Source organism: Ensifer sp. GW821-FHT05G01 (genome assembly GCF_059419585.1).
Map to the genome: position 1 here is coordinate 1 of NZ_JBWKSC010000023.1, position 17,128 is coordinate 17,128.

Consider the following 17,128-nt stretch of genomic DNA (forward strand, 5'->3'; position numbering starts at 1 on the left):
GTCTTGCCATGGTCAACGTGGCCAATCGTGCCAATGTTAACGTGCGGCTTGTTGCGCTCAAATTTGCTCTTTGCCATTTTCGGCTCTCCGTTTCCTGTCCCCTGTCGGGGAAATCTTATCTATCTATTTCAGCGAAAGGGTATTCCGGTCACTTCTGACCGGAATACTTTGCCTGGATTTCCTGTGCGACGTTCGACGGGACCGGCGAGTAGTGATCGAAGGTCATCGTGTACTGGGCGCGGCCCTGAGACATCGAGCGCAGGTTGTCCACGTACTTGAACATGTTCGCGAGCGGGACGTTTGCGTTGATCACGACAGCAACGCCGCGTGCTTCCTGGCCCTGGATCTGGCCACGACGCGAGTTCAAGTCGCCGATAACGTCACCGACGTAGTCTTCCGGCGTTACGACTTCGACCTTCATCATCGGCTCGAGGAGCTGAGCGCCGGCCTTCTTGGCTGCTTCACGGAAGCAGGCACGCGAAGCGATTTCGAACGCCAGAACCGACGAGTCGACGTCGTGGAACGCGCCGTCGATGAGCGTCGCCTTGACGCCGAGCATCGGGAAGCCTGCGAGCGGACCCGAAGACAGAACGCTTTCGATGCCCTTCTGAACGCCCGGGATGTATTCCTTCGGAACAGCACCACCGACGATCTTGGACTCGAACTTGAAGTCTTCGCCATCCGGGTTCGGTTCGAAGACGATCTTGACGCGCGCGAACTGGCCGGTACCACCGGACTGCTTCTTGTGCGTGTAGTCTTCTTCGTGCTGACGCGTGATGGTTTCGCGGTAGGCAACCTGCGGCGCGCCGACGGTTGCTTCGACCTTGAATTCGCGGCGCATACGGTCAACCAGGATGTCGAGGTGAAGTTCACCCATACCTGCGATGATCGTCTGGCCGGACTCTTCGTCCGTCTTGACGCGGAACGACGGGTCTTCTGCAGCCAGGCGGTTGAGCGCGAGGCCCATCTTCTCCTGGTCGCCCTTGGTCTTCGGCTCGATAGCGATCTGGATGACCGGCTCCGGGAATTCCATGCGCTCGAGGATAACCGGCTTCAGCGGGTCGCAGAGCGTATCGCCAGTGGTGGTTTCCTTGAGGCCAGCCAGAGCAACGATGTCGCCTGCAAAGGCTTCTTCGATGTCTTCACGGCTGTTGGAATGCATCTGCAGCATACGGCCAACGCGCTCGCGCTTTTCCTTGACCGTGTTCATGACCGACGTGCCCTTTTCGAGCTTGCCGGAGTAGATGCGGGCGAAGGTGAGCGAACCGACGAAGGGGTCGTTCATGATCTTGAAGGCGAGCATCGAGAGCGGCTCGCTGTCGTCAGCATGGCGCTCGGTCTCGGCTTCGGTCTTGACGTCGATGCCCTTGATCGCCGGGATGTCCAGCGGCGACGGCAGGTAGTCGACGACGGCGTCGAGAAGCGGCTGAACGCCCTTGTTCTTGAACGCGGTACCGCAGAACATCGGGTGGAACTTCACGTCGATGGTGCCACGGCGAACGAGCGCGCGGATCTGGTCGTTGTCAGGCAGATTGCCTTCCAGGTACGCTTCGGTCGCTGCTTCGTCGATCTCGACAACGGTCTCGATCAGCAGTTCGCGGTACTTCTGCGCTTCTGCCTTCATATCGTCCGGGATCTCGACGACGTCCCACTGGGCGCCGAGCGATTCGTCGCGCCAGATCAGTGCGTTCATCTCGATCAGGTCGATGACGCCCTTGAACTCGGTCTCAGCGCCGATCGGCAGCTGCATGACGACCGGGATCGCACCGAGGCGCGACTTGATCATCGAGACGGAGCGGTAGAAGTCAGCGCCGGTCTTGTCCATCTTGTTGCAGAAGATCATCCGCGGGACATTGTACTTCTCAGCCTGACGCCAGACGGTTTCCGTCTGCGGCTCAACACCGGCGTTGGCGTCGAGCAGCGCGATGGCGCCGTCGAGAACACGCAGCGAACGCTCGACTTCGATGGTGAAGTCGACGTGGCCGGGGGTGTCGATGATGTTGAAGCGGCGCGTCTTGCCGTCACGGCCCTTCCAGAAGGTCGTGGTCGCAGCAGACGTGATGGTGATGCCGCGTTCCTGCTCCTGCTCCATCCAGTCCATGGTAGCGGCGCCGTCATGGACTTCGCCGATCTTATGGGACTTACCGGTGTAGTAGAGAATACGTTCGGTCGTCGTCGTCTTGCCGGCGTCGATGTGCGCCATGATACCGAAGTTGCGGTAGTCTTCGATTTTGTATTCGCGAGCCATAGGGACTCCCTTTCGAAATTGGTCGTCGATTACCAGCGGTAGTGCGAGAATGCACGGTTGGCGTCGGCCATCTTGTGCGTGTCTTCGCGCTTCTTGACGGCGCTGCCACGGTTGTTCGCAGCGTCCATGAGTTCGCCGCAGAGGCGATCAACCATGGTCGTTTCGTTGCGCTTGCGGGCAGCAGCAATCAGCCAGCGGATGGCGAGCGCCTGACGGCGTTCCGGACGAACGTCGACGGGAACCTGGTAGGTTGCACCACCAACGCGACGCGAACGGACTTCGACGTGCGGAGCAATGTTGTCGAGCGCCGAATGGAACACGGCAATCGGCTCCTGCTTCAGCTTACCCTGAACGGCATCGAACGCACCGTAAACGATGCTTTCAGCAACCGACTTCTTGCCATGAAGCATGATGGCATTCATGAACTTGGTGACAACCAGATCGCCGAACTTCGGGTCCGGATTGATCTCGCGCTTTTCTGCACTGTGACGACGTGACATACGTTTTGTCTCTCAACTGTTGACTGGCGCCTTAACACGCGGAGAACCTCGCGCAGCGCCGAATTCGTGAAACCCGAAATTACTTCGGACGCTTCGCACCATACTTGGAGCGGCGCTGCTTGCGGTTCTTGACACCCTGCGTATCGAGAACGCCACGGATGATGTGGTAACGGACACCCGGAAGGTCCTTTACGCGGCCGCCGCGGATCATGACAACCGAGTGTTCCTGAAGGTTGTGACCTTCACCCGGGATATAGCCGATGACTTCGAAGCCGTTGGTCAGGCGGATCTTGGCAACCTTACGCAGAGCCGCGTTCGGCTTCTTCGGGGTCGTCGTGTAGACGCGCGTGCAAACGCCGCGCTTCTGCGGGTTTTCCTGCAGAGCAGGAACCTTGTTGCGCTTTACCTGTGCCTGACGCGGCTTGCGGATCAGCTGGTTTACGGTAGGCATGTAACCATCCCTTGCAAAATCTTGTCTCGTTACCCTTGCGGGCGGATCGTTGCCGTCGCCGGCGATACGAACGCCTGTAAAATGCGCAAACGAGGACCGATCCGCTTTATCGCGGATGGCCCTACAAAAAGCAGAGGACACACAATTTCGCGCGTCATGCGTGCAGCATTTTTTGTAGTCAGCGTGCGTTTTGAACCTTGTTTGAGGCGAACTCCAGAACGCGACGTTCCGAACCAGCCAGCCTCACATGGGCTCCGATGCGGCGGGGTGTACTGATTTCAAGGCCGACAGTCAAGGGCAATTAACAAATAAACTCCGGTTCGCAAGCCTGACATGCCCGGAAAACAAGGCTTTGGCGCGTGTCCCGGCGGGGTATGGCGACCCGGATTGCACTTGAACGCAAGCAGCTTCCAACAGGGTTAAGGAATCGGCAACCAGTTTATGACGGTTTTCCACCAGAACGATTCTATCCCCCACCAAAGCCTGTGGCCTCCGATCTATTTCTTTCGCACTGCACTGAAAAGGGCGCTAAAGTCAGCCACGCACTCGAAAGGATATTCTATGAGCGTCACGCCTGACAACGACAATGCACCGGACGAGCCGATGGTCTTCATCATCATCGGCAAGGCCTATGAGACCGACGGAGACGACGAAGGCGTCGACATTCACGTGATGTTGCGCGCACCCGACGACGATACGGCCGTACGCGAGGCGCTGAACGCGCTTGCCGAAGAAGGTTTCCTGGAGGCCGACCTCGATCAGATCGGCACACTGACCGACGTACCGAACGAGGAGCCGCATGCCTCGGCCTACCAGGGCGCGCTTGAAGGCGAAGTTGCGATCATCCGTTTCAGCTGAAGCCGCCGACGCCGACGCGTCGCCCTTTTTCAGCCTCCCATAATGAAGAAGCCGCCCGGATCACTCCGGGCGGCTTTTTTTAATCTGGGGAAAGAGGGCGGGAACCGCCCTCCTCCGATTACTCGGCCGCAGCGTTTTCCTTCGCGAGATCGGCAAGCATCGGGGTCGCAACGTCTGCCCCCGTGCCCTTGCGACGCTCTTCGAGGATCATCTCGTCGCGCGCCGTCGCAATGCGACGGATCTGGGTCATCGTTCCGCCGGTACCGGCCGGGATCAGACGACCGACGATGACGTTTTCCTTCAGACCCTGCAGGCCGTCGACCTTGCCGGCGATTGCCGCTTCGGTCAGGACCTTGGTGGTTTCCTGGAATGACGCCGCCGAGATGAACGACGGTGTCTGCAGCGAGGCCTTGGTGATGCCGAGCAGGACCGGATCGCCGTATGCCGGCTTCTTGCCCTGTTCGATCAGACCGTCGTTGACGTCTTCGAGCTCGATGCGATCGACATTGTCACCGACGATGTAGGTCGAGTCGCCGGCATCGGTGATTTCCACCTTCTGCAGCATCTGACGAACAATGACTTCGATGTGCTTGTCGTTGATCACAACGCCCTGCAGTCGGTAAACTTCCTGGATTTCGTTGACCAGGTAGGAAGCGAGCGCTTCCACGCCCTTGATCGCCAGGATGTCGTGCGGCGCCGGGTTGCCGTCGAGGATGTAGTCGCCCTTCTCGATGTAGTCGCCATCCTGAAGATGGAAGGGCTTGCCCTTCGGGATCAGGTACTCGACCGGCTCGACACCGTCTTCAGCAGGTTCGATCAGCACGCGACGCTTGTTCTTGTAGTCGCGACCGAAGCGGATCGTACCATCGATCTCAGCGATGATGGCGTGGTCCTTCGGACGACGAGCTTCGAACAGTTCGGCAACGCGCGGCAGACCGCCGGTGATGTCCTTGGTCTTGGCGCTTTCCAGCGGCGAACGCGCAAGCACGTCACCCTGGGAGACCTTCGTACCAGGCTCGACCGAAAGAATGGCGTCGACCGAAAGCATGAAGCGGGCGTCACCACCGCGCGACAGCTTCAGAACGGCGCCGTTCTTGTCCTTGATGACGATCGCCGGCTTCAGGTCGATACCGCGCGGCGTCGAACGCCAATCGATAACCTGACGCTTGGTGATGCCGGTGGACTCGTCGGTCGCTTCGAGCACCGAGATGCCATCGACGACGTCTTCGAAGTGAACGATACCTTCCACTTCCGTCATCATCGGACGGGTGTAGGGGTCCCATTCGGCAAGGCGCTGACCGCGCTTCACCTTGTCACCATCGTCGACGAAGATCTTCGAACCATAGGCGACACGCTGCGAGGAGCGCTCGACACCACGTTCGTCGAGGATCTGCACGGCCATGTTACGACCCATGGCGACAAGAATGCCGTCAGAGTTGCGCAGCATGTTGCGGTTCTTGATCTGAACCGTGCCTTCGTAGGACGCTTCCAGGAACGACTGGTCGACCACGGTCGCCGTACCGCCCAAGTGGAAGGTACGCATGGTGAGCTGGGTGCCCGGTTCACCGATCGACTGTGCGGCGATAACGCCAACCGCTTCGCCCATGTTGACAGGCGTACCACGTGCCAGGTCGCGGCCGTAGCAGACGCCGCAGACGCCGGTCTGGATTTCGCAAGTCAGCGCCGAACGGATGCGGATCGACTGGATACCAGCCTTTTCGATCTCGATGACATCAGGTTCAAGGATCATCCGGCCTGCATCGACGATCCGAACGCCCGTGACCGGGTGATCGATGTCATCCAGAGCCGTACGGCCGAGAATACGAGCGCCAATCGAAGCCACAACCTGACCGGCATCGACGATTGCCGTCATGGTGAGGCCGTTCTGGGTGCCGCAATCGACTGAGTTGACGATGCAATCCTGCGCCACGTCGACGAGACGACGGGTCAGGTAGCCCGAGTTCGCGGTCTTCAAGGCGGTGTCGGCCAGACCCTTACGAGCACCGTGGGTCGAGTTGAAGTACTCGTTAACGGTGAGGCCTTCCTTGAAGTTCGAGATGATCGGCGTCTCGATGATTTCGCCCGACGGCTTGGCCATCAGGCCGCGCATGCCGCCCAGCTGACGCATCTGGTTCGGAGAACCACGGGCGCCGGAGTGCGACATCATGTAGATCGAGTTCATCGGCTTCTGACGGCCGTTGTCGTCGAACTCCACGGCCTTAATGCGGGCCATCATTTCGTCGGCGACCTTTTCGGTCGCCTTACCCCAGGCGTCGACAACCTTGTTGTACTTTTCGCCCTGCGTGATGAGGCCGTCATTGTACTGCTGCTCGTATTCCTTCACGAGCGCTTCAGTGTCGCCGACGATCTTCACCTTGGTGTCCGGAATGACCATGTCGTCCTTGCCGAACGAAATGCCGGCGCGGCAGGCATGGGCAAAGCCGAGCTGCATGATGCGGTCGCAGAAGATGACCGTGTCTTTCTGACCGCAGTGACGGTAGACCGTGTCGATCATCTTGGAGATGTTCTTCTTGGTCATTTCCTGGTTGCAGGTCTCGAACGGCACGTTGACGTTGCGCGGCAACAGTTCGCCGATGATCATGCGGCCAGGTGTCGTTTCGTAGATCTTCGAAACCGGGTTGCCCTCGGCGTCGACGGTCTTGAAGCGGCCGCGGATCTTGGCGTGCAGCGTCACGGACTTGGTTTCGAGCGCGTGATGCAGCTCGCCCATGTCGGAGAACGCCATGCCTTCGCCCGGCTCGTTCTGGTTCAGGATCGACAGATAGTAGAGACCGAGAACCATGTCCTGCGACGGAACGATGATCGGAGCACCGTTGGCCGGGTGCAGGATGTTGTTCGTCGACATCATCAGAACGCGGGCTTCAAGCTGCGCTTCGAGCGACAGCGGCACGTGAACCGCCATCTGGTCACCGTCGAAGTCGGCGTTGAAGGCCGTGCAGACGAGCGGGTGCAGCTGGATCGCCTTGCCTTCGACCAGGGTCGGTTCGAAGGCCTGGATGCCCAGGCGGTGCAGCGTCGGTGCGCGGTTCAAGAGGACCGGATGTTCGCGGATGACCTCGTCGAGGATATCCCAGACTTCCGGCTTTTCCTTTTCGACGAGCTTCTTGGCCTGCTTGACGGTCGAGGAGTAACCCTTGGCGTCGAGGCGAGCATAGATGAACGGCTTGAACAGCTCGAGTGCCATCTTCTTCGGAAGACCGCACTGGTGCAGCTTCAGTTCCGGACCGGTCACGATAACCGAGCGGCCGGAGTAGTCGACGCGCTTGCCGAGCAGGTTCTGACGGAAGCGGCCCTGCTTGCCCTTGAGCATGTCGGACAGCGACTTCAGCGGACGCTTGTTGGCACCCGTGATGACACGACCGCGGCGACCGTTGTCGAACAGCGCGTCCACGGATTCCTGCAGCATGCGCTTTTCGTTGCGGATGATGATGCCCGGTGCGCGAAGCTCGATCAGGCGCTTCAGACGATTGTTGCGGTTGATCACGCGGCGATAGAGATCGTTCAGATCCGACGTCGCGAAACGGCCACCGTCGAGCGGCACGAGCGGACGCAGGTCCGGCGGGATCACCGGGACGACCTTCATGATCATCCATTCCGGACGGTTGCCGGAATCCATGAAGTTCTCGACGATCTTCAGGCGCTTCATCAGCTTTTTCTGCTTCAGATCCGAGGTGGTCTCGGCCAGGTCCGAACGCAGATCGCCAGCGATCTTTTCGAGATTCATCGAAGCGAGCATCTCATAGATCGCTTCAGCACCGATCATCGCGGTGAACTGATCTTCGCCGAACTCGTCGACAGCGAGCATGTAGTCTTCTTCGCTGAGGAGCTGGTTTTCCTTCAGCGACGTCAGACCAGGCTCGGTGACGATGTAGTTTTCGAAGTACAGAACGCGCTCAACATCCTTCAGCGTCATGTCGAGCAGCGTCGAAATACGGCTCGGCAGCGACTTCAGGAACCAGATGTGGGCAACGGGAGCGGCGAGCTCGATGTGGCCCATGCGCTCACGGCGAACGCGCGACAGCGTTACTTCAACGCCGCACTTTTCGCAGATGATGCCCTTGTACTTCATGCGCTTGTACTTGCCGCACAGGCATTCGTAATCCTTGATCGGACCGAAGATACGAGCGCAGAAGAGACCATCGCGTTCCGGCTTGAACGTGCGGTAGTTGATCGTCTCCGGCTTCTTGATCTCACCGTAAGACCAGGAAAGAATCTTCTCCGGCGAGGCGATCGAAATCCGGATGGAATCGAAAGTCTGTGCAGGCACCTGCGGATTGAAAAGATTCATGACCTCTTGGTTCATGCCTGTCTCCTTTACGGGCTTAACGCCCTGAGCTTGGCGAGGGTGCCGACAAATCCCGGGCGCCGGCCCCTGCCCCATAAACAGCTAAAACCGCATCTGATGCGGCCCCGTTCCTCTCGCTTGCCAATGAAGCCTTGCGGAGGAAGCGGTGCGTGCCGCGACGCGGCACGCACCTTGATGTTTCTTATTCGGCTGCGTCGGGCAGCTGACCTGCGCCGAGTTCGTCGACCTTGGTGTTCTCGAGTTCGACCGAGAGGCCAAGCGAGCGCATTTCCTTGACGAGAACGTTGAAGCTCTCAGGAATACCCGCTTCGAAGGTATCGTCGCCACGGACGATTGCTTCGTAGACCTTCGTACGGCCGGCCACGTCGTCCGACTTCACCGTCAGCATTTCCTGCAGGGTGTAGGCGGCGCCGTAGGCTTCGAGCGCCCAGACTTCCATTTCCCCGAAGCGCTGACCGCCGAACTGCGCCTTGCCGCCCAGCGGCTGCTGGGTAACGAGCGAGTAAGGACCGATCGAACGGGCGTGGATCTTGTCGTCGACAAGGTGGTTCAGCTTCAGCATGTAGATGTAGCCAACCGTCACCTGACGGTCGAACTGATCGCCGGTACGGCCATCATACAGCGTCGACTGGCCGCTGACCTTGAGGCCCGCCTGCTCCAGCATCTCGTTGACGTCGGCTTCGACAGCACCGTCGAAGACCGGCGTTGCGATCGAAACGCCACGACGGGTCTGCTCGGCAAGCCGTACGATCGACGCGTCGTCGTACTGCTTGATCGGCTCACCCTTCGGGCCCGACCCGATGACGCTGTCGATGGTATCGCGCAGCGGCTGGATATCGGCACCTGCCTTATAGGCATCGAGCATCGCACCGATCTTCTTGCCCATGCCGGCGCAAGCCCAGCCAAGATGGGTTTCGAGGATCTGGCCGACGTTCATGCGCGAAGGCACGCCGAGCGGGTTCAGAACGACGTCGACGTGCGTACCATCTTCCAGGAACGGCATGTCTTCGATCGGCACGATACGCGACACGACACCCTTGTTGCCGTGACGGCCGGCCATCTTGTCGCCCGGCTGGATCTTGCGCTTAACAGCGACGAAGACCTTGACCATCTTCATGACACCAGGAGGCATTTCGTCGCCGCGCTGGACCTTTTCGACCTTGTCCATGAAACGCTGTTCAAGGCGCGACTTGGATTCGTCGTACTGGGCGCGAAGCGCTTCGATCTCGCCCTGAGCCTTTTCGTCTTCGATGGCAAACATCCACCACTGCGAGCGGGGATATTCGCTGACGACGAGGTTGGACAGCTCAGTGCCCTTCTTGAAGCCCTTCGGACCTGCAACCGCGGTGTGACCGCGCAGCATGTCGACGAGACGTGCGTAGACGTTACGATCGAGGATCGCCTGTTCGTCGTCGCGGTCCTTTGCCAGGCGCTCGATTTCCTCGCGCTCGATAGCCATCGCGCGCTCGTCCTTCTCAACGCCATGGCGATTGAAGACGCGAACTTCGACGACGGTGCCGAACGTGCCCGGGGGCATGCGCATGGACGTGTCGCGGACGTCGGAAGCCTTTTCACCGAAGATGGCGCGCAGAAGCTTTTCTTCCGGCGTCATCGGGCTTTCGCCCTTCGGCGTGATCTTGCCGACAAGGATGTCGCCCGGCTGAACTTCCGCACCGATGTAGACGATGCCGGCTTCGTCGAGATTACGCAGAGCTTCTTCCGAAACGTTCGGAATGTCGCGGGTAATTTCTTCCGGGCCGAGCTTCGTGTCGCGCGCCATCACTTCGAATTCTTCGATGTGGATGGAGGTGAACACGTCGTCGCGCACGATACGCTCGGAGAGCAGGATCGAGTCTTCGTAGTTGTAGCCGTTCCAAGGCATGAACGCGACGAGCGCGTTGCGGCCGAGCGCCAGATCGCCGAGATCGGTCGACGGACCGTCAGCGATGATGTCGCCCTTGTTCAGGATGTCACCGACGGTGACCAGCGGGCGCTGGTTGACGCAGGTGTTCTGGTTCGAACGCTGGAACTTCTGCAGACGATAGATATCGACGCCCGACTTCGACGGATCGAGGTCCTCGGTGGCGCGGATAACGATACGCGTGGCATCGACCTGGTCAACGACACCGCCACGACGGGCTGCAATGGCAGCGCCGGAGTCACGGGCAACGACCGGTTCCATGCCGGTACCGACGAACGGAGCTTCGGCGCGCAGCAGAGGCACGGCCTGACGCTGCATGTTCGAGCCCATGAGTGCGCGGTTGGCGTCGTCGTTCTCGAGGAACGGGATGAGCGCGGCTGCGACCGAAACGAGCTGCTTCGGCGAAACGTCCATCAGGTTGATGTTGTCACGCGGTGCCAGCATAACTTCGCCGGAATGGCGGCAAACGACGAATTCTTCCGAGAACGAACCATCGCTCTCGAGAACCGAGTTTGCCTGGGCGACGTGATACTTGGCTTCTTCCATCGCCGAGAGATAGACGACGTCGTTCGTCACCTTGCCGTCAACGATCTTGCGGTACGGGCTTTCGATGAAGCCGTACTTGTTGACGCGAGCAAAGGTTGCGAGCGAGTTGATCAGACCGATGTTCGGGCCTTCCGGCGTTTCAATCGGGCAGATACGGCCGTAGTGGGTCGGGTGAACGTCGCGGACTTCGAAGCCTGCGCGCTCGCGGGTCAGACCGCCCGGGCCAAGTGCCGAAAGACGGCGCTTGTGGGTGATTTCCGAAAGCGGGTTCACCTGGTCCATGAACTGCGACAGCTGCGACGAGCCGAAGAATTCGCGGACGGCTGCTGCAGCCGGCTTGGCGTTGATCAGGTCCTGCGGCATGACGGTGTCGATTTCGATCGACGACATGCGTTCCTTGATCGCGCGCTCCATGCGGAGCAGACCAAGGCGGTACTGGTTTTCCATCAGTTCGCCGACCGAACGAACACGGCGGTTGCCGAGGTTGTCGATGTCGTCGATTTCGCCCTTGCCGTCACGCAGTTCGACCAGCATCTTGACGACAGCCAGGATGTCTTCCTTGCGCAGGATACGAACCGTGTCAGCGACTTCGAGGTCGAGGCGCATGTTCATCTTCACGCGGCCAACGGCCGAGAGATCGTAACGCTCAGCATCGAAGAACAGCGTGTTGAACATGGCTTCCGCGGAATCCATGGTCGGCGGTTCGCCCGGACGCATCACGCGGTAGATATCGAACAGAGCGTCCTGACGGTTCTCGTTCTTGTCTACGGTCAGCGTGTTGCGGATGTAGGCGCCCACATTGATGTGGTCGATGTCGAGAACCGGGATTTCGTCGAAGCCTGCCGACAGGATGACGGGAAGCGTCTTCTCGTCGATCTCGTCGCCTGCTTCGAGGTAGATTTCACCGGTCGCGAAGTTGACGATGTCTTCGGCAAGGTAGTTGCCATAGAGGTCGTCATCGGTCGCCTTGAGAGCCTTCAGGCCCTTGTCCTGCAACTGGCGCAGCAGGCGCGGCGTCAGCTTCTTGCCGGCTTCGACGACCACTTCGCCGGTGTCGGCGTCGACCATCTCGGTGATCGCCTTCTGGCCCTTCAGCGCATCCGGCTGGAACGGCACGCGCCAGCCTGCGCCGTCGCGCTGGTAGAGCGACTTCGTGTAGAAGGTGTCGAGGATTTCCTCGCCGTCCATGCCAAGCGCCATCAACAGCGAAGACACGGGGATCTTGCGGCGACGGTCGATACGGGCGTGGACGATGTCCTTCGCGTCGAACTCGATGTCCAGCCAGGAACCGCGATACGGGATCACGCGAGCCGCGAAGAGCAGCTTGCCGGAAGAATGGCTCTTGCCCTTGTCGTGGTCGAAGAACACGCCCGGGGAGCGGTGCATCTGCGAAACGATGACGCGCTCGGTGCCATTGACGATGAAGGTACCGTTGTCGGTCATGAGCGGCATGTCGCCCATGTAGACGTTCTGTTCCTTGATGTCCTTGATCGACTTCGCGCCGGTATCCTCGTCAATATCGAACACGATCAGACGCAGCGTCACCTTCAGCGGCGCTGCGTAGGTCAGATCGCGCTGACGGCATTCTTCGACGTCAAACTTCGGCTGTTCGAATTCGTAGGAAACGAACTCGAGCATTGAAGCGCCGGAGAAATCCTTGATCGGGAAAACCGATTTGAAAACGGCCTGAAGGCCCTCATCAGGGCGTCCGCCCTTGGGCTCTTCAACCATAAGAAACTGGTCGTAGGATGCCTTCTGAACCTCGATGAGGTTCGGCATCTCCGCGACTTCTGGAATTTTACCAAAAAACTTGCGTACGCGCCTGCGACCGTTAAACGAAAGGGTCTGAGCCATCGTCGCTCCTTGTCAATCTTGCATCCGGGCCTGCAACGGACGGGAACCGATGGCCAGTCGACCCCGTCAATCAATGAGTAGTTCAATCTCGTCTAACTTGCGGAAAACACCCAGCGCGGATTGCTGTGCCGATTTCCGTTCGAGACCATCCTCTTGAAGAACCCATTACCCAAAAGCCGTTTTGCGACAGGCTTTTGGGTAATATGTTCTAAAAACGGTCAAAGAGAGGCGGCCGAAATGGCCACCTCCCCTTGCAAAATGCCGAATTACTTGACGTCAACCTTGGCGCCAGCGTCTTCGAGCTTCTTCTTGAGGTCAGCAGCTTCAGCCTTGGAAACTGCTTCCTTGACCGGCTTCGGAGCGCCTTCGACCAGGTCCTTGGCTTCCTTGAGGCCGAGACCGGTGATGGCGCGGACTTCCTTGATGACGTTGATCTTGTTGGCGCCAGCGTCAACGAGGATAACGTCAAATTCGGTCTTTTCTTCTTCAACCGGTGCAGCAGCGCCAGCGCCGCCAGCAGCAGCAACAGCTACCGGAGCAGCTGCAGAAACGCCCCACTTCTCTTCGAGCAGCTTGGAAAGCTCAGCAGCTTCCAGGACGGTCAGCGAGGACAGGTCTTCAACGATCTTTGCGAGATCAGCCATTTTACTTTTCCTTTTGTTCGGTTCGAACTGGTTTTAAATACAACAGCGAAAATCCGCCTTAGGCGGCTTCGTCCTTCTTGGCATAGGCGGCGAACACGCGGGCAAGCTGGCTTGCCGGTGCTGCAACAACCGTAGCAACGCGGGTTGCCGGGGCATTGAGAAGGCCCAGCAGCTTTGCGCGCAGCTCGTCCAGCGAAGGCAGGGTCGCGAGCGACTTGACTGCTTCGGCGGTGAGCGTGGTTGTTCCCATGGAGCCACCGAGGACAACGAGCTTGTCGTTGGTCTTGGCGAAATCCATGACGACCTTAGGAGCCGTGATCGGGTCTTGGCTGAATGCGATCAGCGTCTGACCCTTGAAGAGATTTGTCATCCCTTCCGACTCGGTGCCCTGAAGAGCGATCTTGGCCAGGCGGTTTTTCGCGACTTTGACGGTGCCGCCAGCAGCGCGCATCTTCGAACGGAAGTCGTTCATCTGCGCAACTGTGACACCAGCATAGTGGGCCACGACAACCGAACCGGAAGCCTTGAAGACTTCGTTCAGCTCCGTGACGAATTCGCGTTTTTCCGCTCTTTCCACTGTCTGTCTCCAGTAGGCAGGGTTGCAATGATGCAGCCCCGCCGGGTTTGCCTTTGTCACCAGGGATCATCTTACGAAGATCCCGAGCAACGCTTGAGGATCCTGTCCCTTGGCGTTCCCGGAAAGCCGGGTCTGACACAAGGCAAGCGAGGCTCGAACCGAATTTCGACGCCTCCGGCGTCATTGCGAAATTCAGATCTTACCCGTCTCATGCAGGCCGAAGTGATTAAGGTATAACCACCCGCAATCTCGGACAGGAGTTCCGGATCGAAATCCGGATTTCCGGCCCCGGAGGGCCGGAAATTCATGCTCGGGCCGAAGCCCGAAATTCTTTAGGCGACGCTGAGCGTTGCCGGGTCGATCTTCAGGCCCGGGCCCATCGTCGACGAAATCGCTACGCGCTTGACGTAGTTGCCCTTGGCGCCAGCCGGCTTGGCCTTGACGACCGCGTCAGCGAAGGCGCGGATGTTTTCTTCCAGAGCCTTGGCGTCGAACGATGCCTTGCCGATACCGGCGTGGATGATACCAGCCTTCTCGACGCGGAACTCGACAGCACCGCCCTTGGATGCCTTGACGGCACCGGCAACGTCCATCGAGACCGTTCCGACCTTCGGGTTCGGCATCATGCCGCGCGGGCCGAGAACCTTACCGAGGCGGCCGACGAGCGGCATCATGTCCGGGGTAGCGATGCAACGATCGAAGTCGATCTTGCCGCTCTGGACGATTTCAACGAGCTCTTCGGCGCCAACGATGTCTGCACCGGCAGCCTTGGCTTCGTCAGCCTTGACGCCACGTGCGAACACGGCAACGCGAACCGTGCGGCCCGTGCCGTTCGGCAGGTTGACGACGCCGCGGACCATCTGGTCGGCGTGGCGCGGGTCAACGCCGAGGTTCATCGCGACTTCAACAGTCTCGTCGAACTTGGCAGTTGCACGTTCCTTGACCAGCGAAACGGCTTCAGTGAGGCCGTAGATCTTCGTCGGGTCGATGCCCTCGCGGGACTTCTGTACACGCTTTGCAATCTTCGCCATGGTCTTAGCCCGCCACTTCCAGGCCCATGGAGCGGGCAGAGCCCTCGACCATTGCCATTGCGCCTTCGATATCGGCCGCGTTGAGGTCCTTCATCTTGGCCTCTGCGATCGTGCGGATCTGAGCCTTGGTGATCGAACCAGCCTTGGCCTTACCTGGGGTCTTCGAACCGGACGTGATCTTCGATTCCTTCTTCAGGAAGTAGCTGACCGGCGGCTGCTTCATGACGAAGGTGAACGACTTGTCCTGGTAATAGGTGATGACGACCGGGATCGGCATACCCTTTTCCATTTCCTGCGTGGCGGCATTGAACGCCTTGCAGAATTCCATGATGTTAATGCCACGCTGACCGAGTGCAGGACCGATCGGCGGGGACGGATTGGCCGACCCTGCCTTCACCTGCAGCTTGAGCTGGCCTGCAACTTTCTTAGCCATTTCTCTCTGCCTCTCATTGCCTCATCCCGACGGATCGAAACGAGGAACTGTTACGCCGGTTTCCCGGCATTCTGCCGATCAGGGATCGGCGGCTGCGGTTGCGTGGTACGGACCCTTCGACCTGGCTAAGGCCGACATCCTTCCACGCGCATGCGGATTTCTCCGCCAGGGCAGGCCTAAACGACTTGCCCAATCTCTCTTGATCTTCTCAGACCTTCTCGACCTGGCCGTATTCCAGCTCGACAGGGGTCGCACGACCGAAAATCGAAACCTCGACCTTCAGGCGCGACCGCTCCTCGTCGACATCCTGAACGATGCCGTTGAACGAGGCGAACGGACCATCCGAGACACGAACCTGCTCGCCGATCTCGAACGAGACAGACGGCTTCGGACGCTCGACACCATCCTGGACCTGGCCAAGGATACGGTCGGCTTCGTGATCCGGAATCGGAACAGGCTTGCTGTCGGTCCCGAGGAAGCCGGTGACCTTCGGCGTATTCTTGATGAGGTGATAAGCCTCATCCGTCAGGTTGGCGCGCACCAGGACGTAACCCGGGAAAAACTTGCGCTCGGCATCAACCTTACGACCGCGGCGAACCTCGACAACCTTTTCGGTCGGAACGAGGATCTTTTCGAAGAGGTGCGAAAGACCCTTTTGCTTGGCCTTCTCCTCGATCGATTCAGCCACCTTCTTTTCGAAATTCGAATAGGCGTGAACAATATACCAGCGTGCAGCCATACTACCCTCCACCCAATCAAGCGCCAGCGTTGAGGACTAGGCCAATCAGCCAACCCATCAACTGGTCCGCAGCAAAGAAGAAGGCAGCGGCAAAAAAGACCATCACAAATACCATCAGCGTCGAGATCATCGTCTCGCGCCTGGATGGCCAAGTTACTTTCGACGCCTCTGAGCGAACCTGCTGCAGAAACGTAAACGGATTCGTTTTGGATGCCATGTAATGCTCACGCCATTACGGCGCGTAAAGCCGATGATTCAGCCCCACGCACCGCGTGTCTGTTTGGACCCTACATAAAGACCGATTCCACAAATCACAAGAGGTATTCGGTCTTTTCTGTGAATTTCGATGGTCGGCCTATCCGACCTCCTTCCGCCCTACCCGACTTTGAGCCGTTTGCAATGGCGAAGGCAATGGCAGGGGCAGCCGGGCTTGAACCGACGACCTGCGGTTTTGGAGACCGCCGCTCTACCAACTGAGCTATACCCCTAGTCGCTCCAGCCGGTCATTCTCGAACCGGTCAGTGCATCAAGTCAGCGGCTTATTATTCAGTTTATCGGGCGATGACAAGCGTCTTTGACGGAAAAGATTCAAATTCTTGTGGCAAAAACCGCAACAGCGCGTGATGTGCCTTTTCACCCCGCGCCACACCCTCCGTTGCGCGCCATTGAAGCGGCATTCGCGCCGGCCCGACGGCCGCATTACGGCGCATTGACAGGACCGTCGGACGCACTGGCGGTGAAAACGTCGCACGAGCGTGGTGCTGCACCGCGCAGCCAGATGCCTCCTTACGCGCCCCCCTCGCAAGGAATTTCCGCAAGGATACGGCGGCGCCCTGCCCGGCGGCTCGCCCAAGCGCTTTGTTCAAAACGAAGAAAGCCCCGCCGTTTCCAGCGGGGCCTTCTGAACCGAAATAATCCGGATATTACTCGACGATCGAAGCGACGATGCCGGCGCCGACGGTGCGGCCGCCTTCGCGGATAGCGAAGCGCAGCTTTTCT

At 59.2% G+C, this 17,128-nt stretch carries 13 protein-coding genes, 1 tRNA gene and 1 pseudogene; 1 reads left to right on the top strand and 14 read right to left on the bottom strand.

Translation table 11 applies throughout. The features are described from left to right. From AC07UR_RS33735 to rpsL, 4 genes and pseudogenes are all read right to left on the bottom strand, one after another. A pseudogene (locus AC07UR_RS33735) lies at positions 1-77 on the bottom strand (GTP-binding protein); the annotation flags it as partial. 71 nt (positions 78-148) lie between these two features. Beyond that, positions 149-2,248: an elongation factor G gene (fusA, locus tag AC07UR_RS33740; protein WP_173419737.1), complete on the bottom strand. Its 2,100-nt coding sequence runs from the start codon at positions 2,246-2,248 to the stop codon at positions 149-151. Positions 2,249-2,277: 29 nt separating this feature from the next. Further along, positions 2,278-2,748 (bottom strand): 30S ribosomal protein S7, encoded by a 471-nt coding sequence (gene rpsG / locus AC07UR_RS33745; RefSeq protein ID WP_025426662.1) that lies wholly within the window; start codon positions 2,746-2,748, stop codon positions 2,278-2,280. Positions 2,749-2,827: 79 nt separating this feature from the next. After that, positions 2,828-3,199, bottom strand: a complete 372-nt coding sequence (gene rpsL, locus AC07UR_RS33750) for a 30S ribosomal protein S12 (RefSeq protein WP_494700487.1) — start codon at positions 3,197-3,199, stop codon at positions 2,828-2,830. A 561-nt stretch (positions 3,200-3,760) separates the two neighbouring features. Here rpsL and AC07UR_RS33755 point away from each other — a divergent pair. After that, on the top strand, positions 3,761-4,057 hold the full coding sequence (locus tag AC07UR_RS33755; protein ID WP_025426661.1) for a hypothetical protein: 297 nt from the start codon (positions 3,761-3,763) through the stop codon (positions 4,055-4,057). A 118-nt stretch (positions 4,058-4,175) separates the two neighbouring features. Here the strand turns inward: AC07UR_RS33755 and rpoC are convergent, their stop codons facing one another. The 10 genes from rpoC to AC07UR_RS33805 all read right to left on the bottom strand — a co-directional run. Continuing rightward, positions 4,176-8,381 (bottom strand): DNA-directed RNA polymerase subunit beta', encoded by a 4,206-nt coding sequence (rpoC, locus tag AC07UR_RS33760; RefSeq protein ID WP_209793392.1) that lies wholly within the window; start codon positions 8,379-8,381, stop codon positions 4,176-4,178. Between the two features lie 184 nt (positions 8,382-8,565). Next, on the bottom strand, positions 8,566-12,705 hold the full coding sequence (gene rpoB / locus AC07UR_RS33765; protein ID WP_173419735.1) for a DNA-directed RNA polymerase subunit beta: 4,140 nt from the start codon (positions 12,703-12,705) through the stop codon (positions 8,566-8,568). 266 nt (positions 12,706-12,971) lie between these two features. Then, the gene (gene rplL / locus AC07UR_RS33770) at positions 12,972-13,349 is read right to left on the bottom strand and encodes a 50S ribosomal protein L7/L12 (protein ID WP_025426658.1); all 378 of its coding nucleotides are present in this window, start codon (positions 13,347-13,349) and stop codon (positions 12,972-12,974) included. 58 nt (positions 13,350-13,407) lie between these two features. Continuing rightward, positions 13,408-13,926 (bottom strand): 50S ribosomal protein L10, encoded by a 519-nt coding sequence (gene rplJ, locus AC07UR_RS33775; protein ID WP_025426657.1) that lies wholly within the window; start codon positions 13,924-13,926, stop codon positions 13,408-13,410. A 332-nt stretch (positions 13,927-14,258) separates the two neighbouring features. Beyond that, the gene (rplA, locus tag AC07UR_RS33780) at positions 14,259-14,957 is read right to left on the bottom strand and encodes a 50S ribosomal protein L1 (RefSeq protein WP_173419734.1); all 699 of its coding nucleotides are present in this window, start codon (positions 14,955-14,957) and stop codon (positions 14,259-14,261) included. Between the two features lie 4 nt (positions 14,958-14,961). Beyond that, a complete protein-coding gene (rplK, locus tag AC07UR_RS33785) occupies positions 14,962-15,390 on the bottom strand; it encodes a 50S ribosomal protein L11 (RefSeq protein ID WP_053247107.1) in 429 nt (142 codons plus the stop codon). Between the two features lie 208 nt (positions 15,391-15,598). Continuing rightward, positions 15,599-16,129: a transcription termination/antitermination protein NusG gene (nusG, locus tag AC07UR_RS33790; RefSeq protein ID WP_077498435.1), complete on the bottom strand. Its 531-nt coding sequence runs from the start codon at positions 16,127-16,129 to the stop codon at positions 15,599-15,601. A gap of 16 nt (positions 16,130-16,145) precedes the next feature. Then, the gene (gene secE / locus AC07UR_RS33795) at positions 16,146-16,346 is read right to left on the bottom strand and encodes a preprotein translocase subunit SecE (RefSeq protein WP_025426653.1); all 201 of its coding nucleotides are present in this window, start codon (positions 16,344-16,346) and stop codon (positions 16,146-16,148) included. A gap of 195 nt (positions 16,347-16,541) precedes the next feature. Further along, positions 16,542-16,617, bottom strand: a tRNA-Trp gene (locus AC07UR_RS33800). Between the two features lie 435 nt (positions 16,618-17,052). After that, positions 17,053-17,128: EF-Tu C-terminal domain-related protein (locus AC07UR_RS33805; protein ID WP_130520932.1), on the bottom strand; the 76-nt coding region annotated here is incomplete at its 5' end.